At 63.9% G+C, this 17,983-nt stretch carries 22 protein-coding genes; 11 read left to right on the forward strand and 11 right to left on the reverse strand.

Going from position 1 to position 17,983, the window contains the following annotated elements:
- The first annotated feature begins 350 nt into the window (after window positions 1-350).
- Window positions 351-953, forward strand: coding sequence for an FxDxF family PEP-CTERM protein (locus tag ACXZ1M_RS23205; RefSeq protein ID WP_459049966.1), 603 nt, complete (start codon window positions 351-353; stop codon window positions 951-953).
- Window position 954: 1 nt separating this feature from the next.
- Here the strand turns inward: ACXZ1M_RS23205 and ACXZ1M_RS23210 are convergent, their stop codons facing one another.
- Window positions 955-1,464, reverse strand: a complete 510-nt coding sequence (locus ACXZ1M_RS23210) for a YgjP-like metallopeptidase domain-containing protein (protein ID WP_459049967.1) — start codon at window positions 1,462-1,464, stop codon at window positions 955-957.
- Between the two features lie 110 nt (window positions 1,465-1,574).
- On the opposite strand from ACXZ1M_RS23210, the gene modA reads away from it, so the two are divergent.
- The 4 genes from modA to ACXZ1M_RS23230 are packed head-to-tail and all read left to right on the forward strand — an operon-like array spanning window position 1,575 to window position 4,488.
- Window positions 1,575-2,318: a molybdate ABC transporter substrate-binding protein gene (gene modA / locus ACXZ1M_RS23215; RefSeq protein WP_459049968.1), complete on the forward strand. Its 744-nt coding sequence runs from the start codon at window positions 1,575-1,577 to the stop codon at window positions 2,316-2,318.
- A 3-nt stretch (window positions 2,319-2,321) separates the two neighbouring features.
- Complete coding sequence (modB, locus tag ACXZ1M_RS23220; protein WP_459049969.1) at window positions 2,322-3,008, forward strand: molybdate ABC transporter permease subunit; 687 nt, start codon at window positions 2,322-2,324, stop codon at window positions 3,006-3,008.
- A gap of 2 nt (window positions 3,009-3,010) precedes the next feature.
- Window positions 3,011-3,694 carry a sulfate/molybdate ABC transporter ATP-binding protein gene (locus tag ACXZ1M_RS23225; protein ID WP_459049970.1) on the forward strand — a complete coding sequence of 228 codons (684 nt, stop codon included), beginning with the start codon at window positions 3,011-3,013 and terminating at the stop codon, window positions 3,692-3,694.
- A 2-nt stretch (window positions 3,695-3,696) separates the two neighbouring features.
- Window positions 3,697-4,488: a TOBE domain-containing protein gene (locus tag ACXZ1M_RS23230; RefSeq protein WP_459054066.1), complete on the forward strand. Its 792-nt coding sequence runs from the start codon at window positions 3,697-3,699 to the stop codon at window positions 4,486-4,488.
- Between the two features lie 13 nt (window positions 4,489-4,501).
- On the opposite strand, the gene ACXZ1M_RS23235 is transcribed toward ACXZ1M_RS23230, so the two are convergent.
- The 3 genes from ACXZ1M_RS23235 to ACXZ1M_RS23245 all read right to left on the reverse strand — a co-directional run bounded on the left by ACXZ1M_RS23235 (window position 4,502) and on the right by ACXZ1M_RS23245 (window position 6,477).
- Window positions 4,502-4,843, reverse strand: a complete 342-nt coding sequence (locus ACXZ1M_RS23235; protein WP_459049971.1) for a KGG domain-containing protein — start codon at window positions 4,841-4,843, stop codon at window positions 4,502-4,504.
- Between the two features lie 97 nt (window positions 4,844-4,940).
- Window positions 4,941-5,390 carry a phasin family protein gene (locus ACXZ1M_RS23240; protein WP_459049972.1) on the reverse strand — a complete coding sequence of 150 codons (450 nt, stop codon included), beginning with the start codon at window positions 5,388-5,390 and terminating at the stop codon, window positions 4,941-4,943.
- Between the two features lie 67 nt (window positions 5,391-5,457).
- A complete protein-coding gene (locus tag ACXZ1M_RS23245) occupies window positions 5,458-6,477 on the reverse strand; it encodes an NADP-dependent oxidoreductase (protein WP_459049973.1) in 1,020 nt (339 codons plus the stop codon).
- Window positions 6,478-6,598: 121 nt separating this feature from the next.
- On the opposite strand from ACXZ1M_RS23245, the gene purU reads away from it, so the two are divergent.
- Both purU and ACXZ1M_RS23255 read left to right on the forward strand, forming a co-directional pair.
- Window positions 6,599-7,468 (forward strand): formyltetrahydrofolate deformylase, encoded by an 870-nt coding sequence (gene purU / locus ACXZ1M_RS23250; protein WP_459049974.1) that lies wholly within the window; start codon window positions 6,599-6,601, stop codon window positions 7,466-7,468.
- A gap of 17 nt (window positions 7,469-7,485) precedes the next feature.
- Window positions 7,486-8,028: a YaeQ family protein gene (locus ACXZ1M_RS23255; RefSeq protein ID WP_459049975.1), complete on the forward strand. Its 543-nt coding sequence runs from the start codon at window positions 7,486-7,488 to the stop codon at window positions 8,026-8,028.
- Between the two features lie 33 nt (window positions 8,029-8,061).
- Here the strand turns inward: ACXZ1M_RS23255 and ACXZ1M_RS23260 are convergent, their stop codons facing one another.
- Window positions 8,062-9,351 carry a Xaa-Pro dipeptidase gene (locus tag ACXZ1M_RS23260; protein ID WP_459049976.1) on the reverse strand — a complete coding sequence of 430 codons (1,290 nt, stop codon included), beginning with the start codon at window positions 9,349-9,351 and terminating at the stop codon, window positions 8,062-8,064.
- A gap of 98 nt (window positions 9,352-9,449) precedes the next feature.
- Here ACXZ1M_RS23260 and ACXZ1M_RS23265 point away from each other — a divergent pair, with 98 nt between their 5' ends.
- Window positions 9,450-10,187 carry an Rpn family recombination-promoting nuclease/putative transposase gene (locus ACXZ1M_RS23265; RefSeq protein WP_459049977.1) on the forward strand — a complete coding sequence of 246 codons (738 nt, stop codon included), beginning with the start codon at window positions 9,450-9,452 and terminating at the stop codon, window positions 10,185-10,187.
- Window positions 10,142-10,432 (forward strand): hypothetical protein, encoded by a 291-nt coding sequence (locus ACXZ1M_RS23270; protein ID WP_459049978.1) that lies wholly within the window; start codon window positions 10,142-10,144, stop codon window positions 10,430-10,432. Before ACXZ1M_RS23265 ends, ACXZ1M_RS23270 begins: the two co-directional genes overlap by 46 nt.
- A gap of 7 nt (window positions 10,433-10,439) precedes the next feature.
- On the opposite strand, the gene ACXZ1M_RS23275 is transcribed toward ACXZ1M_RS23270, so the two are convergent.
- Together ACXZ1M_RS23275 and ACXZ1M_RS23280 are read right to left on the reverse strand one after the other, a co-directional pair.
- On the reverse strand, window positions 10,440-11,885 hold the full coding sequence (locus ACXZ1M_RS23275; protein ID WP_459049979.1) for an NAD-dependent succinate-semialdehyde dehydrogenase: 1,446 nt from the start codon (window positions 11,883-11,885) through the stop codon (window positions 10,440-10,442).
- A gap of 96 nt (window positions 11,886-11,981) precedes the next feature.
- A complete protein-coding gene (locus ACXZ1M_RS23280; protein ID WP_459049980.1) occupies window positions 11,982-12,755 on the reverse strand; it encodes a head GIN domain-containing protein in 774 nt (257 codons plus the stop codon).
- 139 nt (window positions 12,756-12,894) lie between these two features.
- Between ACXZ1M_RS23280 and ACXZ1M_RS23285 the strand changes: the two genes are divergently transcribed.
- Both ACXZ1M_RS23285 and ACXZ1M_RS23290 read left to right on the forward strand, forming a co-directional pair.
- Window positions 12,895-13,539, forward strand: coding sequence for an SAM-dependent methyltransferase (locus tag ACXZ1M_RS23285; RefSeq protein ID WP_459049981.1), 645 nt, complete (start codon window positions 12,895-12,897; stop codon window positions 13,537-13,539).
- A 65-nt stretch (window positions 13,540-13,604) separates the two neighbouring features.
- Complete coding sequence (locus tag ACXZ1M_RS23290) at window positions 13,605-14,723, forward strand: type IV pilus twitching motility protein PilT (protein WP_459049982.1); 1,119 nt, start codon at window positions 13,605-13,607, stop codon at window positions 14,721-14,723.
- Between the two features lies 1 nt (window position 14,724).
- Here ACXZ1M_RS23290 and ACXZ1M_RS23295 read toward each other — a convergent pair whose 3' ends face one another.
- From ACXZ1M_RS23295 to ACXZ1M_RS23310, 4 genes are all read right to left on the reverse strand, one after another.
- The gene (locus ACXZ1M_RS23295) at window positions 14,725-16,002 is read right to left on the reverse strand and encodes a cytochrome c (protein WP_459049983.1); all 1,278 of its coding nucleotides are present in this window, start codon (window positions 16,000-16,002) and stop codon (window positions 14,725-14,727) included.
- The gene (locus ACXZ1M_RS23300) at window positions 15,999-16,736 is read right to left on the reverse strand and encodes a c-type cytochrome (protein WP_459049984.1); all 738 of its coding nucleotides are present in this window, start codon (window positions 16,734-16,736) and stop codon (window positions 15,999-16,001) included. The genes ACXZ1M_RS23295 and ACXZ1M_RS23300 overlap by 4 nt, the downstream gene beginning before the upstream one ends.
- 38 nt (window positions 16,737-16,774) lie before the next feature.
- Entirely contained in the window at window positions 16,775-17,359 is a 585-nt protein-coding gene (locus tag ACXZ1M_RS23305; protein ID WP_459054067.1) for a 3'-5' exonuclease, read from the reverse strand.
- Between the two features lie 79 nt (window positions 17,360-17,438).
- The gene (locus ACXZ1M_RS23310; protein WP_459049985.1) at window positions 17,439-17,909 is read right to left on the reverse strand and encodes a ProQ/FINO family protein; all 471 of its coding nucleotides are present in this window, start codon (window positions 17,907-17,909) and stop codon (window positions 17,439-17,441) included.
- Window positions 17,910-17,983 lie beyond the last annotated feature (74 nt).

Genomic DNA, 17,983 nt, shown 5'->3' on the forward strand with positions numbered 1-17,983 from the left:
CACCGGAAAGTTTCAATCGAAATGAATGGTAACGTTAACCTATCCACTTCGCCAGCCCCTTTTTCGATTTTTCACCATGACTGGTGAAATGAAAGCAAAGGTGATGTAGCGCTGGTGCTACGTTGTCGTGAGGCAAGAAAAGGCTGTATCGATGTGCCGTGCCCCACAACTGTTTCCTCATTGAATTGAGTTGCAGTAAAGTAATGCCAAATGGAAAACTTTTATGTCAATTCGGCATGTTTCGTGATTTAATTGCAATTCATGAGGTCGACGCCGTTGGTTGGCCGTAACGTGGGGATGAGCCGCCAGTTCGCGGCTTTACAAAAAAAACTGTCATTGGAGATTTGGTCTTGAAAACCTCAAAAATGTTGAAAGCATCCATTGCGGCAGCCCTGTTGTGCGCAGCGTCCGCGCAAGCGACGACGCTCGACTTTGACGCTGCCACTGTCACCGGCCAACTGCCGTTCTCGAACCTGCTCGCCTCTTATGTAGGCACCACCTATGTGGAAGACGGTTTCACGTTCACCAGCACCGGCCCCGGTCCGGACGCCGTGTTGGCTTCCGCCCTGACCTTCAACAACGGTTCTTACTCGCTGGGTGAAACCCTGTTCGGCACCACGACGCTGACCTCGAACACCGGCCTGTTCAACATCACCTCGTTGAACCTGCTGCGTTTCCCTCTGTTCTTCAACACCACCGTGACCTTTATCGGCACCAAGGCCGATTTGACGACCACGGTGACGCAGAAGTTCAAGTTCACCAACAATAATTGGGGCACGCTGACCTTCGGCACGGACTTCGTCAATCTGTCGTCGCTGAAATGGACGCAGACCAGCATCTATGTGGTCGACAACCTGAACGTGACCGCCGTGCCGGAACCTGAAACCTACGCGATGATGCTGGCCGGCCTGGGCCTGGTTGGCCTGGCAGCGCGCCGCCGCAAGCAAGCGTAACTCAGCTCCACAACTTTCGGCCTTCGGTCTCTAGCTGGGTCAGGTAGAGACGAAGGTCGAATTCATATTGATGGTAGTTGGGCTCCATGTAGGTGCACAACTTGTAGAACGCCTTATCGTGCTGCTTTTCCTTGATGTGCGCCAGCTCGTGCACCGCAATCATGCGCAGGAATTCCAGCGGCACTTCCTTGAACATCGTCGCCACCCGGATCTCATGCTTGGCCTTGAGCTTGCCGCCCTGTACGCGCGAGATGGCCGTGTGCAGCCCCAGCGCGTGATTGATCACGTGGATCTTGCTGTCGTACTCGACTTTGTTGATCGGTTCGGCATTGCGCAGAAACTCGGTCTTTAAATCCTGCACGTACTGGTACAGCGCGCGGTCGGTGCGCAGCTCGTGCGGTTTGCTGTAGCGTTTGAGCAGGATCTCGCCCAGCTTGTTCTGGGCGATCAGTTGCGAGACTTGTTGCAGCGTTTGCTCGTTGTAGGCGCTGAGGTACTTCAGGTGGGACATGACGGCGGTAGAAAAATAGCGAACCGCGACTGTAACACAGCGTCGCGGGCGGAAATGAGCGTTGCGCTATATAATCAAGTATATTGCGGTCCTACCAACGAGGAGAGTGTATGTTGAAAACCAGTGTGGCGATTGTCTTGGCGGCGCTCGGCGGCATGGCCGGCGCGGCCGAAATTACCGTGTCGGCGGCGGCCAGCCTGACCAATGCGTTCAAGGAAATCGGTGCGGCGTACGAGAAGGAACACGCGGGCGACAAGGTGTTGTTCAACTTTGCCGCGTCCGACCCGCTGGTGCAACAGATCGCCAAGGGCGCACCGGTGGACGTGTTCGCCTCGGCCGACCAGGAGGCCATGGACAAGGCCGAAAGCCTGAAGCTGCTGGCCGCCGGCACGCGCAAGAATTTCGCCAGCAACAGCCTGGTGCTGATCGCGCCGCAGGGCGGCAAGGCGCCGCTGAAGAGCGTGGCCGACCTGGCGCAGCCCGGCGTGGCGCGCATCGCCATCGGCAATCCGGCCAGCGTGCCGGTGGGCCGCTACACCAAGGCCGCGCTGGAGCAGGCCAAACTGTGGGCGGCGGTGGAGCCCAAGCTGATCCTCGGCACCTCGGTGCGGCAGTGCCTGGACTACGTGGCGCGCGGTGAAGTGGACGCCGGCTTCGTGTATGCCACCGATGCCGCCCTCATCAAGGACAAGGTGACCGTGGTGGCCACGGTGCCGACCGAAACGCCGGTGACGTATCCGATCGCGGTGATCGCCGCCGGTCCGCAGGCGGCCTCGGGCCGCCAGTTCGCCGATTACGTGCAGTCATCGGCCGGCCAGACCATTCTCGCCAAATACGGTTTCGGTCGCCCGTAAGCGATGGAGCAGTTCTTCGCCGAACCGGCATGGGTGGCGCTGCGGCTGTCGCTGAAGGTCGCCTGCTGGGCCACGCTGATCGATCTGGTGCTCGGCGTGGCGCTCGGTTATCTGTTGGCGCGCAAGCGCTTCCCCGGCCGCGAGCTGCTTGACGCGCTGCTGACCTTGCCGATGGTGATGCCGCCCACCGTGCTGGGCTACTACCTGTTGGTGGTGATCGGCCGCAATGGCGTGGTCGGCGCGTGGCTGCAGCAGCATTTCGGCATCAACCTGATCTTCACCTGGCAGGCGGCGGTGATCGCGGCGGCGGTGGTGGCGTTCCCGCTGGTGCTGAAGGGCGCGCGCGCCGCGTTTGAAAGCATCGACACGCAACTGGAGCAGGCGGCGCAGGTGCTGGGCTTGTCCTGGTTCGGCGTCTTCCTGCGCGTGACCTTGCCGCTGGCGTGGCGCGGCGTGTTGGGTGGCACCTTGCTGGCCTTTGCCCGCTCGATGGGCGAGTTCGGCGCCACCCTGATGGTGGCCGGCAGCATACCCGGCAAGACGCAGACGCTGTCGATCGCCGTGTATGAGGCGGTGCAGGCCGGGCAGGACGATCATGCCAACTTGCTGGTCATCATCACCTCCGTGGTCTGCATCGTGGTCCTTGTGACGGCCAACAAGCTGACGCCCAACCGCAACCCGCTGGCCTGAACATGCAAATTTCCCTCGACATTAGCAAGACCCTGCGTTCCCCGGGACGGCAATTCCAGCTGGACCTGAACTTTGCCGCCGACGCGCAACGGGTGGTGGTGTATGGCCCGTCCGGCGCCGGCAAAAGCCAGATGATGAAGGCGCTGGCCGGCCTGACGACGCCGGACCGTGGCCGCATTACGCTGGCCGGACGCTGCCTGTTCGATGCCGCCGCCGGCGTCAACGTGCCGGCGCGCGAGCGCAATGTGGCGTACTTGTTCCAGGACTATGCCTTGTTCCAGCACCTGAACGTGCGGCAGAACATCGCCTTCGGCCTGCAGCGCGGCTGGCGCAATCCGCGCGCCGGCGAAGACCAGGAGGCGGTACGCTATTGGTTGCACGCGTTCGAGCTGGAGCATGTCGCGCAGCAGTTCCCGCATCAATTGTCGGGCGGCCAGCGGCAACGCGTGGCGCTGGCGCGCGCGCTGGCGCCGCAGCCGGCGGCGCTGCTGCTCGATGAACCGTTTGCCGCGCTCGACGCCGGCCTGCGCGAGCGCATGCGCGCCGAGCTGGACTCCTTGCAGCGCCGGCTGGCGATTCCGATGCTGATGATCACCCACGACCCGGAAGACGTTCGCGTTTTTGGCGAGCACGTGCTGCGCATGGAAAATGGCCGCATTGTCGCGGTAGAGGAGGGCAAGGCATGAGCATGGAACTGCAAGGCAATGTATGGCTGACCATCGACGGCCAGAAGCTGGGCGGGCAGGATCGCGTGGCCTTGTTGGCGGCGGTGGCGGAGCAGGGCTCGATCACGGCGGCGGCCAAGGCGGTCGGCATGAGTTACAAGGGTGCCTGGGACGCCATCGAGGCGATGAACAACCTGGCCGGCGAAGCGCTGGTCGAGCGCGCGGCCGGCGGCAAGGGCGGCGGCGGCACGCGGCTGACCTCGCGCGGGGCACAGCTGGTGGAGAATTTCCGCAAGGTCGATGCGGCCCACCGCGAATTTGTCGCCCACCTGAGCAGCCAGTCGCACGCGCTGGCCGACGATTTTTTACTCATTCAAAGGATGAAGATGAAAACCAGCGCACGCAACCAGTTCAGCGGCAAAGTGGCCGCCTTGCAGCGCGGCGCCGTCAACGATGAAGTAGTGCTGGAAATCGCCGGCGGCCAGCAGATTGTCGCCACCATCACGCGCGACAGCAGCGACAGCCTGGGGCTGGCCGTAGGCGTGGAGGCGTTCGCCCTGATCAAGGCGTCGTCGGTGATCGTGGCCACCGAGCTGGGCGACGTCAAACTGTCGGCACGCAACCGCCTCACCGGCACCGTAAGCCGGGTAACGGAAGGTGCGGTGAACACCGAGCTCAGCATCGCGCTGCCCGGTGGCGGCGCCATCGCCGCCATTGTCACGCGCGACAGCAGCGAGGCGCTGGCGCTGGAAGTCGGAGTGGAAGCCAGCGCCATTTTCAAGGCATCGAGCGTGATCATCGGCACGCCGGCCTGAGTCGCCACTGCGGCTACTGCTTGTTGCCGCCCCTGGCCGATTGTTCCGACCCGGCGCTGCTGCTGTTGCTGCTGCGCCCGCCGTTCTTTTCGGCGGCCGCGCGCGCGGCGGACTGGCGGCTCTCGCCGCCCTTGCGGCCGATAGCGGCCATGTGCTCGCGGTCGCGGCTGACCGCCTCGCCACCTTTCTGCCCGGCACGCCGAGCTTCTTCCGAATCGAATTCATGCGCCGTGCCTTTTTGATGGGCCGCTTGCCCGCCTTTGCTGGCAATGGCGCGCTGGGTGGCTTCGTCCATGGCGGCAAAGCCGCGCTTGGCCGTGCCCTTGGGTTTTTCGCTTGCTGAATTACTGGCCATATCAACCTCCTTCGTGGAATGGAAAGAAAGCAGCAGGGTTTCCTGCTGCTCTGTGTGGTTAGAGGTGCAAGGTTGATGGAAGTTCCACAGATGGCGGTTAATGGTGCAGCTGGCTGCCCGGGTGCATGCGCGCCATCTGTTCGGTGGCTTGCTTGGTGCGGCTGGCCGCTTCCTGCACCATGTCTTCGGCCAGTGCGGTGACGTTGCGGCGCACGGCCGGCATGTAGTCGGCGGCGGCTTGGGCAATGGCGGCCTGGTGACGGTTCATGAGCTCGTTCAGCTGGCGCTGGTAGGTTTGCAGCGATTGCATGCCGGGCATCAGTTGCGCGGCGAAGGCCGAGCCGAGTTGCGCGGCATCCTTACTGGCCATCAGGCGCTGCATGTTGGCGCCGCTTTCGGCGAGCAGGTCGCGCCCCAGTTGCAGATTGAGCGCGCTCAGGTTCTGCAGGGTTTCGATGACGCGTTGGCTGACATCGACGTAGTAGCCCAGCAGGGTGTCGAGGTGTGAGCGGACGGCGGGGGAAGGGGAAGGCAATGATGGGAACATGGTGGGTCCTCGGCGTGGTGGCGGTATTTGCATAGACGCCGAGGAAGACAGATGGTTCCCGGATTTTTTACGGCGTCGCCACCTGCAACACCAGCTTGCCGAAGTTTTTACCTTCGAACAGCATGTTCAAGGCCTGCGGGAAGTTCTCGATGCCCTGCACGATGTCTTCCTTGCTCTTGATCTTGCCGGCCTTGAGCCAGCCGGCCAGCGCGGTCACGCCGACGTGGTAGCGGTCGGCGTAGTCGAACACCACGATGCCTTCCATGCGGGCGCGGTTGACCAGCAGCGCCAGGTAGTTCGATGGCCCCTTGACCGGCGTGGTGTTGTTGTACTGCGAGATGGCGCCGCAGATGACGATGCGCGCCTTCAGGTTGATGCGGGTGAGCACGGTGTCGAGGATCTCGCCGCCGACGTTGTCGAAGTAGACGTCCACGCCCTGCGGGCAGTGCTGCTTGAGGCCATCCTTGACCGAGTCGTTCTTGTAGTCGATGCAGGCGTCGAAGCCGAGCTCGTTGACCACGAAATCGCATTTTTCCTTGCCGCCGGCGATGCCGACCACGCGGCAGCCCAGCTGCTTGGCGACCTGGCCCACGGTCTGGCCGACCGCGCCGGCCGCGCCGGACACCACCACCGTTTCGCCGGCCTTGGGCTGGCCCGATTCGAGCAGGCCGAAGTAGGCGGTCATGCCCGGCATGCCCAGCGTGTTGAGGTAGGTGGTCAGCGGCGCCAGTTTCGGATCGACCTTGAAGAAGGCGCCGCTCTTGTCGTCGGCCGGGCCGGTCCAGTAGCGCTGCACGCCGGTGCCGCCGGAGACGTGATCGCCGACCGCGAACTTCGGCGACTGCGATTCGATCACCACGCCGACACCGCCGGCGCGCATGACCTCGCCGATGGCCACCGGACGGATGTAGGATTTGCCTTCGTTCATCCAGCCGCGCATGGCCGGATCGAGCGACAGGTACAGCACCTTGACGCGGATTTCGCCGTCGGCCAGCGGACGCAGCGGCTCCTCGGCCTGCTGCCAGTCGCTGTCCTTGACCATGCCGACCGGGCGCGCGGCCAGGCGGAATTGCAGATTTGTCTCCATCGGGTATCTCCTTGTTTGAGTGTGAATGACTATATCTCAAATTGCACGATCGTGCTATTTTTGTCGTCGTCGGCAAGGCGTGCGACAATAGATATCTTTTTGTCCAACCTCCATCGGTTTTATGAGCAATCCCGAATACATTTTGACACTGTCTTGCCTGGATCAGCGCGGAATCGTTCATCGCGTATCGGGCTTCCTTGCCGACCACGGCTGCAACATCATCGACTCGGCCCAGTTCGGCGACGGCGAGTCGCACCTGTTCTTCATGCGCGTGCATTTCGCGCTGGAAGACCGCAACGTCGGCGACGAGCTGCTGCGCGCCGACTTCGGCCTGCTGGCGGCCGATATGAAGCTCGATTGGGAGCTGCGTGACGCCCACTACAAGCCGCGCGTGATGCTGATGGTGTCGAAGATCGGCCATTGCCTGAACGACCTGCTGTTCCGCTACAAGAGCGGCCTGCTGCCGGTCGAGATTCCGGCCATCGTGTCGAACCACATGGACTTCTACCAGCTGGCGGCCAGCTACAATATTCCGTTCCACCACCTGCCGCTGGCGACCGGTGCGCCGGTGGAAGCCAAGCTGGCGCAGGAAGCGCGCATCATCGAGCTGATGAACACGCACCAGATCGATCTGGTGGTGCTGGCGCGCTACATGCAGATTCTGTCGCCGGGCCTGTGCACGGCGCTCAAGGGCAAGGCGATCAATATTCACCATTCCTTCCTGCCGAGCTTCAAGGGCGCCAAGCCGTATGCCCAGGCACACCACCGCGGCGTCAAGCTGATCGGCGCCACCGCCCACTTCGTCACCGGCGATCTGGACGAAGGCCCGATCATCGAGCAGGACGTCGAGCGCGTCGATCACTCGATGGATGCCGACACCTTGTCGGCCATCGGCCGCGATGTCGAGTGCGTGGTGCTGGCGCGTGCAGTGAAATGGTTTGTCGAACACCGCATTTTGCAAAACGGCGATAAAACCGTCGTATTCAAGTAAGAGAAATAGAGAAACAGATGGCCCTCAAAGCAACAATTTACAAAGCCGAACTGTCGATTGCCGACATGGACCGCAATTATTACGAGACGCATCAGCTGACGATGGCGCGTCACCCATCGGAGACCGACGAGCGCATGATGGTGCGCCTGATCGCCTTCGCGATCCACGCCAACGAGGCGCTGACCTTTACCAAGGGCTTGTTCGATGTCGAAGAGCCGGATCTGTGGCACAAGGACTTGACCGGTGCCATCGAGCTGTCGATCGAGGTCGGCCAGCCGGATGAGAAGGTGATCCTGAAGGCCTGCGGCCGTTCGGAGCACGTCTACGTCTACAGCTACGCGGCCACCAGCCACATCTGGTGGAAGGCACTGGCCAACAAGGTCGAGCGCTGCAAGAACCTGACCGTGGTCGATCTGGACGCGGACGCCACCGAGCAGCTGGGCAAGATGGCCCAGCGCAATATGCAACTGCAATGCACCATCCAGGACGGCCAGATCTGGCTGACCGACGGCGTCAGCACCGTCGAGGTGGCGCGCGAAGTGCTCAAGGCCGAGCGCTGATCCAGGCGCCCGGCCAGGTTGCGCGGCCGGTGTTTACTGCACCACCGCGCCGCCTTTCATGACCCACTGGACTTGCTCCAGTGTCTTCACATCCTTCAGCGGATCGCCGTCGACGGCGATCAGGTCGGCGTACTTGCCGGCCTCGATACTGCCCACCTTGTCGCTCCAGCCCAGCAGATCGGCCGCATTCACGGTGGCGGTGCGGATGGCTTGCGCCGGGGTCATGCCCAGTTTCACCAGTACCGCGAATTCGCGCGCGTTCAGGCCGTGCGGATAGACGGCGGCGTCGGTGCCGAAGGCGATCGGCACGCCGGCCTTGATGGCCTTGGCGATGTTGACGCGCGCCAGCGGCAGCACCACCTTGGCTTTTTCCAGCAGCGGCTTGGGCAGCTTGATGGCTTCGGCGTTGTCGATCAGCCAGTCGCCCAGGTACAGGGTCGGCACCAGGTAGGTCTTATGCTCTTTCATCAGCCTGATGCCTTCCTCGTCGATGTAGGAACCGTGTTCGATCGAATCGACACCAGCCAGCACCGACAGCTTGATGCCGTCGCCGCCATGCGCGTGGGCGGCGGTCTTGCGGCCGAGGCGGTGGGCGTCGCCGATGATGGCTTTCAATTCCTCCAACGTGTATTGCGAGGTGCGCGGATCGTCGCCGAAGGACAGCACACCGCCGGTGGCGCAGATCTTGATGACGTCGGCGCCATACTTGATGTTGCGGCGGGTGACCTTCATGGCTTCGTCGGCGCCGTCGGCCACGCCCAGGGCGCTGGACTTGTATTCCGGCGCGTGCATGGTGTCGTCGCAGTGGCCGCCGGTGATGCCGAGCGGCGGGCCGGAGGCGAGGATGCGCGGGCCGGGCACGTCGCCGTCGTTGATGGCGTCGCGCAGGCCGATGTCGGCGTAGCCGTCGGAGCCGACGTCGCGGATGGTGGTGAAGCCGGCGCGCAGCGTGACCAGGGCGTTCTTGGCACCTTGCAGCGTGATGCGCGGGATGGACTTGGCGATGATGCCATAGCCGGCGTCTTCCGGGCTGCCGGTGATGTGGGTGTGGGCGTCAATCAGGCCGGGCAGCAGGGTCTTGTTGCCGAGGTCGATGACCTTGGCGTCGGCGGGAATGGCCAGCTTGCTGCCGGCGGCGGTGATGCGGTCGCCGGTGATGAGCACGACGGCGTTGTCGATCAGCGCGCCGGTGCGCACATCGACCATGTGGGCGGCTTTGACGGCGACGGTGGTTTCTGCAGCGAAGGTGGAAGTGGCGGCGCAGGCCAGCAGCAGCGCGGGTAGCGCGCGAGCACAGCGTAAGGATGAGGCGATAACGTTCAAGTATTTCTCCCTTTAGTTGGTATCTTGTTGAGGAGAGCCAAACCAAGCTCGCCGCCTAGCGTACTCGGCAATGTTGCTGAACGCTAGAATATTCTTTCATGAACAACAGTATCGACATCGTTTACAAACAGCTCTTCTCGCACCCTGAAATCGTGCGCGACCTGCTGGCTGGCTTTTTATCGGCCGACTGGGCGCCGGCGTTGGCGGTCGACGCGTTCGAACGCGTCAACGCCAGCTACGCGAGCGAGCAGGGCAAGGTGCGCCATGAGGATGTAGTGTGGCGGGCACGCATTGGCGGCGAATGGGTGTACGTCTACATCCTGCTGGAGTTTCAGTCGCGCTCCGACAAGTGGATGGCGCTGCGGATGCAGGTGTATATTGGTTTGCTGTATCAGGACCTGGTGGCCCAGCACAAGCTGAGCAAGCATGGCAGGCTGCCGCCGGTGGTGCCGATCGTGCTGTATCACGGCCGGCGGCCGTGGAGCGCTGCCACCGAGTTGCGCGAGTTGCTGCTGCCGCCACCCGAAGGGCTGGAGCACTTCCAGGCAGGCCAGCGCTACATGTTGATCGACCAGCATCACGACTGCGTGCGCGGCAACCTCGTAGGACTTCTGTTTCGCTTGCGGCAGGCAACGACCGATGCGGAAAAAAAGATAGCCTGGATGGCCCTTTCGATGCGGCTAGGGCAGCCGGATCTGGCGCCCGCACGCGCGAGCATCGACCGTTGGCTGCTGCTCACCTTGCGTGAGGAGGGGGGGATCCTAACATTGAACTGGAGGAGAATACGACTATGCGCACTGACACCAGGCACAACAGTTTCATCACGGAAGAATTAATCAGGGAGCTTCTGCAGCCGCGCGAGGAGGCCTTGCAGGAAGGAATACAGCAGGGAATGCAGCAGGGAATGCAGCAGGGCGAATTGCGCGCATTGCGCGCGGTATTGAATGATTTGCTGGAGGATGACGGTGCGCGCGATGAGGCGGCGCCGAAAATTGAAGGCGCCGACAGCACGCAATTGCGCGCCTGGATCAAATCGTTGATTGGCGGCGCCAGCCCCCGGCAGGTGTTTGCCGAGGGCTGAGAGGAACTTACACGCCCAGCAGCGAAACCGACTTGGTGTTGAGGTAGGCTTCCAGCGCCTCCGGACCACCCTCCGAACCATAGCCCGAATCCTTGACGCCGCCGAACGGCATTTCGGCGCTCGGCGTGGCCGGCTGGTTCAGCCACAGCATGCCCACTTCCATATTGTTCATCAGCTGATGCGCATTCTTGATCGAACGCGTGAAGGCGTAACCTGCCAGGCCGAACGGCAGGCGGTTGGCTTCCGCAATCGCCTCTTCCAAAGCATCGAAACCACGGATCGCCGCGATCGGGCCGAACGGCTCGTCGTTGAACACGCTGGCGTTCAGCGGCACGTCGGCCAGGATGGTCGGCGCGAAGAAATTGCCCTCGGTGCCAACGCGTTCGCCGCCAGTCGCCACCTTGGCGCCCTTGGCGCGCGCATCGGCCACCACGCTGCTCATGGCCGCAACGCGGCGCTCATTGGCCAGCGGGCCCAGCGTCGTACCTTCTACCAGACCATTGCCCAGTTGCAGGCGCTCGGCATGCGCCACCAGCGCGCGGGTGAATTCATCCTTGATGCTGTTGTGGACCAGGAAGCGGGTCGGCGAGATGCACACCTGGCCGGCATTGCGGAACTTGGCGCCGCCGGTCGCTTCCACCGCCAACGCGACATCGGCGTCCTCGGCGATGATCACCGGCGCATGGCCGCCCAGCTCCATGGTCACGCGCTTCATGTGCGCGCCGGCCAGCGCGGCCAGCTGTTTGCCCACCGGGGTCGAACCGGTGAAGGTGACCTTGCGGATCACCGGATGCGGAATCAGGTAGTTGGAAATCTCGGCCGGATCGCCGAACACCAGGCCCACCACGCCTGGCGGCACGCCGGCGTCGACGAAGCACTGGAACAGCGCGGCCGGCGATGCAGGCGTCTCTTCAGGCGCCTTGCACAGGAAGGAGCAGCCGGTCGCCAGCGCGGCGGCCAGCTTGCGCACCACCTGGTTGATCGGGAAATTCCATGGCGTAAATGCGGCCACCGGACCGACCGGTTCCTTCAGCACCAGCTGCTGCGCCGCCGGATTGCGCGACGGCACGATGCGGCCATACACGCGCAAGCCTTCGGCCGCGAACCAGTCGATGATGTCGGCGCCGGCCAGCGCTTCGCCGCGTGCCTGCACCAGCGGCTTGCCCTGTTCCTGGGTCAGCAGGCGGCCGATCTCGTCGGCGCGCTCGCGCAGCAGGGCGGCGGCGCGGCGCATGATGGCGGCGCGCTCGTGGGCCGAGACCTTGCGCCAGGCGTCGAAGCCGCTCTGCGCGGCGGCCAGGGCGCGGTCGAGATCGGCGATGGTGGCGTGCGCCACGGTGCCGATGGATTTGCCGGTGGCAGGATTCAGCACCGGAATGGTTTTGCCGCCGGTGGCGTCGCTCCACTCGTTGGCGATCAGGAGGCGGGTGTCTGGATAGCTGGTGTTGGTCATGGGAAAATCTCCGGTCATTAAGTATGCGGTGGCGCTGTTTGGTCGCGCTAACAAACGCTACTTTGCCAGAAATTCGCCCATGACGTGCGGCGACGCTCAGTTTTGCGGCGCGTCGCCCAGGCGCTTGATGGTGCCCGAACCCATGATGCTCTTGCTGATCTGCGGATCGCCGTAGTAGTGGATGTCGCCCGAGCCGGCCACGCTCAGGTTCAGCGTTTTCTTGGCCCAGACGGTGGCTTGGCCGGAGCCGCCGATACTCACGGTGGCGTCGCGCGCCTGCAATTGGCCCGTCTGCACCCGGCCCGAGCCGCCGATCGACACCTGCAGGCGTTCGGTGTTGCCGGCCGCCTTCAGGCTGCCGCTGCCACCCAGGGCGATGGCCACCGATTCGGCTTCCATCTGGCCGACGCTGATCGAGCCCGAGCCGCCAACATCAATGGTCAGGTTCTCGCCGCGCAACTTGTCGGCGGTGACGTTGCCCGAGCCGCCGATGGACAGCTTGTCGAGCGTGCGCGCCTGCACGATGATTTTCATGGTGCGGGTCTCGAGCCGCAGATTGTTCTTGGCCGTGCGGATGCGCAGGGTGCCGTTTTCCACCACCGTGGTGATCAGCGGCTGGATGTTGTCATCGGTTTCCACGGTAATGCTTTCGGTATTGCCGAGGCGGATTTCGACGTCGCCGCCCACGCCGACCGTCAGTGCATTGAAATGGCCGATCTCGCGGTTTTGCTTGACGATCTTGCCGCTGCCTTGCACGCGCTCGCCGCCGCTCAGCCAGCTGAGCGGGCCGGCCTCGGCCAGCATTGGAGCGGTGGCGGCCAGCAGGCCGGCCGACAGGAACAGGGTGGAAACGATGCGGCGTGTGGTCATGATGCTCTCCTTGGTTATCTTGGGATGCATCCTACGGAATTGGATTCCGGCCCGAAACCGTGCTGCGACGGATTGCACTCTGCGCGGGGCAGAATGCGCTGCGCCGGGACTGAACCGGCGCATGAGGTAAAATTCGGCTATGCTTACTATAACCATCAAACAGGGCAAGGAAAAGCGCCTGCTGGCCGGCGACATCCTGATCTACGCCACCGCCATCGAGCGCGTCGACGGTCGCCCGCAAGAAAAAAACAAGCCCGGCGCCACCGCCATCGTGCAAACCGCCTCACGCCAGTTCCTGGCGCGCGCCGCCTGGAACCCGAATTCCGAAGTCCGGGCCCGCATCTGGAGCTACAAGGAAGACGAACCGGTCGACCACGCCATGATGAAGCGCCGCGTGCGCGCCGCCATCGCCAAGCGCGCCGCCGCCGTGCGCGCCGCCGCGCCGACCGACTTGGTGCCCGTCATTCGCGGCGACCAGGACGGCTTGCCCGGCCTGCTGGTCGACAGTTGGGGCGGCACCAGCGGCTACCTGATCTGCCAGTTCCAGGCGGCCGGCGTCGACGCCTGGAAAGTGCCCATCGTGCAAGCCCTGCTGGCCGATACCGGTTGCCCGAACGTGTTCGAGCGCTGCGACGAACTGATCCGCAAATCCGAAGGCTTGCCGGTGTTTTACCGTCCGCTGGCCGGCGAAGAACCACCCGACCACGTGCTGGTGACCGAAAAAGGCACACGCTTCAGCATGGATTTGCGCACCGGCTTCAAATACCCCAAAGTCCGCAGCTAAAAAGTTTCGACTCTGCAAGTTTTTCTCTTATAATCTTCCGGGACCCACCGGAGATCTGAACAGAGATGGAACACTACCAGTCGTCGCAAATCCGCACCCTGAGCTACATCGAGAACGAAGACCATCCGGTCTTCGGCACCCTCGTCGAGCAGATCCTGCACCTGCTCAATTCCAAGCTGATTTTCAGCGACATCCTGATCCACCAGAACAGTCCGTTGATGCTGCGCCAGCCGAAAGGGCTGGTGGCGGTCACCGACTCGCCGATCACGCGCGAGGAACTGCAGGAATTCTTTGAAGTGGTCGAGCCCAACTGGGCCGAACGCATCCAGGACCGCGCCTTCGACCGTGCGGTTGATCTGCACACCGCGCGCATCCGCGCCAACTGTTTCAGTTTCCAGGGCCGTAAGCGTCTCGGTTGCGTGATCCGCCGCTTTCCGAAGGAGCCTGTGCCGCTGTCCAAGCTGGGCCTGGGCCTGCACGAACAAAACTTCGCGCGTCTGACCAGCGGCCTGGTGTTGATCATCGGCGACACCTGCCAGGGTAAGTCGACCACCATCGCTTCCATGCTGGACGAGATCAACAAGCACCGCTCCGGCCACATCATCACCATTGAAGACCCGGTGGAAACGCTGATCCCGCAGCGCCAGTGCGTCATCACCCAGCGCGAAGTCGGTTTCGACGGCGACGTGGAGAGCTTCTACCTGGGCGCGCTGGACGCGCTGCGTGAGCGTCCGGACGTGATCTGCATCGGCGAAATCCGCGATGCGCAAACAGCGCAGGAAGCGCTGGCCCTGGCCGAAGCCGGCCCGCTGGTGCTGGCCTCGTTGCATGCGCGTTCGACCGAGCTGGGTTTGCAGAAGATGCTGCGCCTGCTCGGCAACACCGAGCCGCAGGCGCAAGCTTTGGCGCACGCGCTGCGCGGCGTGCTGTGCCAGGCGCTGCTGCCGGCGGTGAAGGGCGAGCGCTACTATCTCGCCACCGAATGCCTGACCAACAATCCCGAAGTCACCGAGATGATCGCCGAAGGCCAGATTTCCAACTTGCGCATCTGGATGGAAGACAAGCCGGGCGAGGGCTGTCACACCATGAACACCTCGCTGCGCGCGCTGCTGTCCGAAGGCAAGATCGCGGTGCAGGATGCGCGCAACGCCACCACCGACCGCATCGGCTTCGTCGAGCCCTGATCTAGTCCAACGGAATGGCGCGGTAGCGGTTGACGTCGGTGCTGTTGAGCGGCGGCGCGTTATTGCCCCAGGCGCTGCGCAGGTAGGACACCACCTGCGCGGTTTCCGTGTCGCTCAGCGCGTGGCCGAACGGCGGCATGCTGTACGGACGCGGATTGCCTGCCGTGGCCGGTGCGAAGCCGCCGTTCAGCACGATGCGGATAGGATTGACCGCGTTGTCCATGGTCAGCGCCTGGTTGCCGGCCAGTGGCGGATAGGCGGGCGGCTTGCCCTGTCCGTTGGCGCCGTGGCAGTCCACACAATGCTTATCGTACAGCTTGGCGCCTTCCGCCAGATAGGCCACGGCCTGGGCGCCGCTGTCGCGTTCGTAGGCCGGCGGTTTGGGTTCGGGCGGCAGCGACTGTAGGTAGACCGCCATCGCCTTGATGTCGCCGTCGTTCAGATATTGCAGGCTTTCCCTGACCACTTCGGCCATCGGCCCGAACACGGTGGCGCGCGGCGACGTGCCGGTTTTCAGCAGCGCCGCCAGATGTTCCTGCCGCCAGTCTCCCCTGGCGTTGAGCGGCGGCGCGTACCAGCCTTGCGCCGCCAGCATGCCGCCGGACAGTTCGCCGCCTTCCGCGCCCAGCGGATTGCGCGCGCTGTGGCAGGCGCTGCAATGGCCCAGTCCTTGCACCAGGTAGGCGCCGCGATTCCATTCCACCGACTGGCCCAGCTCGGGCGCGAACGCCGCCGGCTTGAAGTACAGCGCGCGCCATGCGGCCAGCGACACTTGCAGGTTGTAGGGGAAGCGCAACTGGTGCGGCTGGTTGGGCTGGCTGACGGCCGGCACGGTGCGCAGGTAGGCGTGCAGCGCATCGGCGTCTTCACGCGTGACGTGGGTGTAGCTGGTGTAGGGGAAGGCCGGGTAGAGCAGGCGGCCGTCTTTGGATTTGCCGTGATGCAGGGCACGCCAGAAGTCGTCGGCGCTCCAGGTGCCGATGCCGGTGGTGCGGTCGGCGGTGATGTTGGGCGAGATCACGCTGCCGAACGGCGTCTGCAGCGCGCGGCCGCCGGCGTAGGGCTGGCCGCCGCGCACCGTGTGGCAGGCCATGCAGTCGCCGGCCTTGGCCAGGTAGGCGCCGCGCGCCACCAGTTCGGCCGCAGGCGTCACGTTGGCCATCGTGGCCGAGGCGGGCGGGCCGAGGTCTTCGCTGCGGAACTGCTGCGCCAGCAAGACAGCAATCGCTACGCCAGCCACGAGCACGATGGCGATAACGGTATAAACGATTTTCTTCATTTCGTACCTCCCGTTGCGGCGGCGGGCGCGCTGCCGCAGGCCATGGGCAGGGGCGCCGGCAGGCCGGCGGCCGGGCGGGCGTCGGCGTCGGGCGGTTGTTTGCCCAGCCAGGCCGAGACGGCGGCCACGTCGGCGTCGCTCAGGCGGGCGGCGATGTCGGCCATGCAGTCGGGCGCGGCGGCGCGGCGGCTGTGGTTCTTCCAGTTGCCGAACTGGGCGTTGATGTAGTCACTGGGCAGGCCGAGCAGGCCGGGGATGGCCGGCTCAACGCCGGTCAGCGCTGTGCCGTGGCAGGACACGCAGGCCGGGATCTTGCGCGCCGCATCGCCTTGCCGCACCAACGTTTGACCGCGTGCCAGCTGGGCGCTGGTGGCGTTGGCGCCGCTGCCGGCCGCCGCCGCTGCGTACGGTGGATGCTGGGCGGCGAAATAGTCGGCGATCTCGCGCAGGTAGTCGTCCGGCAGCTGGGCCACCATATAGGTCATCATCGGATAGTGACGGCGGCCATCGCGGAAATTGCGCAGCTGGTTGTAGAGGTAGCCGGCCGGCTTGCCGGCGATGCGTGGGAAGTAGGCGTCGCCGCGTTCCTTCACGCTGTGGCAGGCCAGGCAGGCGGCGACACGTTGTTCCAGCGTGTCGGGCGCGATCAGGACGGCTGCAGGTGCGGCGGTTGGAGTGCGGGCTGGTGCAGCCGCCAGGGCGGCGGCGATACTGAAAGCGGCAAACGTCGGCATACCGGTCCTTATTCAGGCGGCGCACGGCGGCCGCTGCGTCAGACTATACCGGTTTTGGCCGGCTTCGGCAGCTTGACGGGCTTTATTGGGGGTAACTTGTTGCCGAGCTCTATCCAACGGCGGTAGACGCGCAGCGCCACTTGTGCGTCGTCGGCCGCGTACAGGATCTGCTTTTCGTTCAGGCGCGGCAGGGCCCAGTTGGTGGTGGAGATCTTCTTGGACTTTTGCAGCTTGAGTCCGAAGAACTTGGCCACCGCCGTCTTGGCGCCGAGGTCGTTGCGCTGGCCGGGTGCGCGCAGCGCCACCGACATGTCGACGATGCCGCCCGCGCGGATATCGAGCTTGGCGTGCAGCCGCTTGACGTCGTCCGACAGGCCGAAGCCTATCTTCAACGGCAAAGGCCGTTCCAGGATGGCGATCAGCGCCGCCCGGATGTGCGGCTCGGTGCTGGCGCCGATCTGGAACAGATACGCCTTGTGGTCGGTGGAAAACTGGATCAGGTGCGGACCGGTGGAGGTCTCGCCGCGCGTGAAGGTCGGCTTCGATTCGGTATCGAAGCCGATGGCGTCACACACCAGCAGGGCATCGCGCGCGGCGATGGCCTGTTCCGGGGTAACGACCATATGAACGTCGGCAATGCGGATGCCGGTGTAGGGCGGCAGCTCGTCTTCCGCCGGCGCCACTACGGCCTGGCTATCCAACTCAGCCCTTTTTCGAGAACTTCGCGGCCAGCTGCGTCAGCTTGTCGGCGCGCAGGCGCGCTGCTTCTTCGGCGGCCTTGGCGTCGCGTTCGGCTTTCTTGCGCTCCGCTTCTTTCTTGAAACGCTCTTGCAGCACTTGGGTGGCGTGGGCGCGGTGGGTGTCGGTGACTTCGGCGCCTGGGGTGCCGTCGAGGTCATGGCGCACTTTGGCTTTTTCCATGACTTTCAGGTAGCGCAGGGAGCCGGTGTGGATGCCGAGCGCGGTCCGCATGGTTTTGCGGTCGAGGTCGGGCATCACGGCCAGCAACTGCTTGTCGATACCGATCGACAAGGGCAGAAAATCGCGGAAGGCCGGGAATTGGGTTTGCAACTGTTTCAGCAAGCTGCGCGGGGACTGGGCGGCAGTCGCCGGGGTGGAGGCAGGGGTAGCTGGCTCTGCGACCGGAGGCTGGTTGGTAAGACTAGTGTTCATCGACTTCAAAGGTTAAGCAACAGCCGTCAGCATATCATGCGCTCCAGAGGAATGCAGTGCATTTTGAGTCACTG

Source organism: Duganella paludis (assembly GCF_054461335.1).

What these genes read in the sequence shown, in the direction of transcription:
- ACXZ1M_RS23210 (WP_459049967.1), bottom strand. Translation starts at nt 1,464, where the DNA reads ATGTCCCACCTGAAGTACCTCAGCGCCTACAACGAGCAAACGCTGCAA.
- modA (WP_459049968.1), top strand. Translation starts at nt 1,575, where the DNA reads ATGTTGAAAACCAGTGTGGCGATTGTCTTGGCGGCGCTCGGCGGCATG.
- ACXZ1M_RS23280 (WP_459049980.1), bottom strand. Translation starts at nt 12,755, where the DNA reads ATGACCACACGCCGCATCGTTTCCACCCTGTTCCTGTCGGCCGGCCTG.
- ACXZ1M_RS23290 (WP_459049982.1), top strand. Translation starts at nt 13,605, where the DNA reads ATGGAACACTACCAGTCGTCGCAAATCCGCACCCTGAGCTACATCGAG.
- ACXZ1M_RS23305 (WP_459054067.1), bottom strand. Translation starts at nt 17,359, where the DNA reads ATGGTCGTTACCCCGGAACAGGCCATCGCCGCGCGCGATGCCCTGCTG.
- purU (WP_459049974.1), top strand. Translation starts at nt 6,599, where the DNA reads ATGAGCAATCCCGAATACATTTTGACACTGTCTTGCCTGGATCAGCGC.
- ACXZ1M_RS23230 (WP_459054066.1), top strand. Translation starts at nt 3,697, where the DNA reads ATGGAACTGCAAGGCAATGTATGGCTGACCATCGACGGCCAGAAGCTG.
- ACXZ1M_RS23300 (WP_459049984.1), bottom strand. Translation starts at nt 16,736, where the DNA reads ATGCCGACGTTTGCCGCTTTCAGTATCGCCGCCGCCCTGGCGGCTGCA.
- modB (WP_459049969.1), top strand. Translation starts at nt 2,322, where the DNA reads ATGGAGCAGTTCTTCGCCGAACCGGCATGGGTGGCGCTGCGGCTGTCG.
- ACXZ1M_RS23245 (WP_459049973.1), bottom strand. Translation starts at nt 6,477, where the DNA reads ATGGAGACAAATCTGCAATTCCGCCTGGCCGCGCGCCCGGTCGGCATG.
- ACXZ1M_RS23295 (WP_459049983.1), bottom strand. Translation starts at nt 16,002, where the DNA reads ATGAAGAAAATCGTTTATACCGTTATCGCCATCGTGCTCGTGGCTGGC.
- ACXZ1M_RS23265 (WP_459049977.1), top strand. Translation starts at nt 9,450, where the DNA reads ATGAACAACAGTATCGACATCGTTTACAAACAGCTCTTCTCGCACCCT.
- ACXZ1M_RS23240 (WP_459049972.1), bottom strand. Translation starts at nt 5,390, where the DNA reads ATGTTCCCATCATTGCCTTCCCCTTCCCCCGCCGTCCGCTCACACCTC.
- ACXZ1M_RS23235 (WP_459049971.1), bottom strand. Translation starts at nt 4,843, where the DNA reads ATGGCCAGTAATTCAGCAAGCGAAAAACCCAAGGGCACGGCCAAGCGC.
- ACXZ1M_RS23275 (WP_459049979.1), bottom strand. Translation starts at nt 11,885, where the DNA reads ATGACCAACACCAGCTATCCAGACACCCGCCTCCTGATCGCCAACGAG.
- ACXZ1M_RS23255 (WP_459049975.1), top strand. Translation starts at nt 7,486, where the DNA reads ATGGCCCTCAAAGCAACAATTTACAAAGCCGAACTGTCGATTGCCGAC.
- ACXZ1M_RS23285 (WP_459049981.1), top strand. Translation starts at nt 12,895, where the DNA reads ATGCTTACTATAACCATCAAACAGGGCAAGGAAAAGCGCCTGCTGGCC.
- ACXZ1M_RS23225 (WP_459049970.1), top strand. Translation starts at nt 3,011, where the DNA reads ATGCAAATTTCCCTCGACATTAGCAAGACCCTGCGTTCCCCGGGACGG.
- ACXZ1M_RS23270 (WP_459049978.1), top strand. Translation starts at nt 10,142, where the DNA reads ATGCGCACTGACACCAGGCACAACAGTTTCATCACGGAAGAATTAATC.
- ACXZ1M_RS23310 (WP_459049985.1), bottom strand. Translation starts at nt 17,909, where the DNA reads ATGAACACTAGTCTTACCAACCAGCCTCCGGTCGCAGAGCCAGCTACC.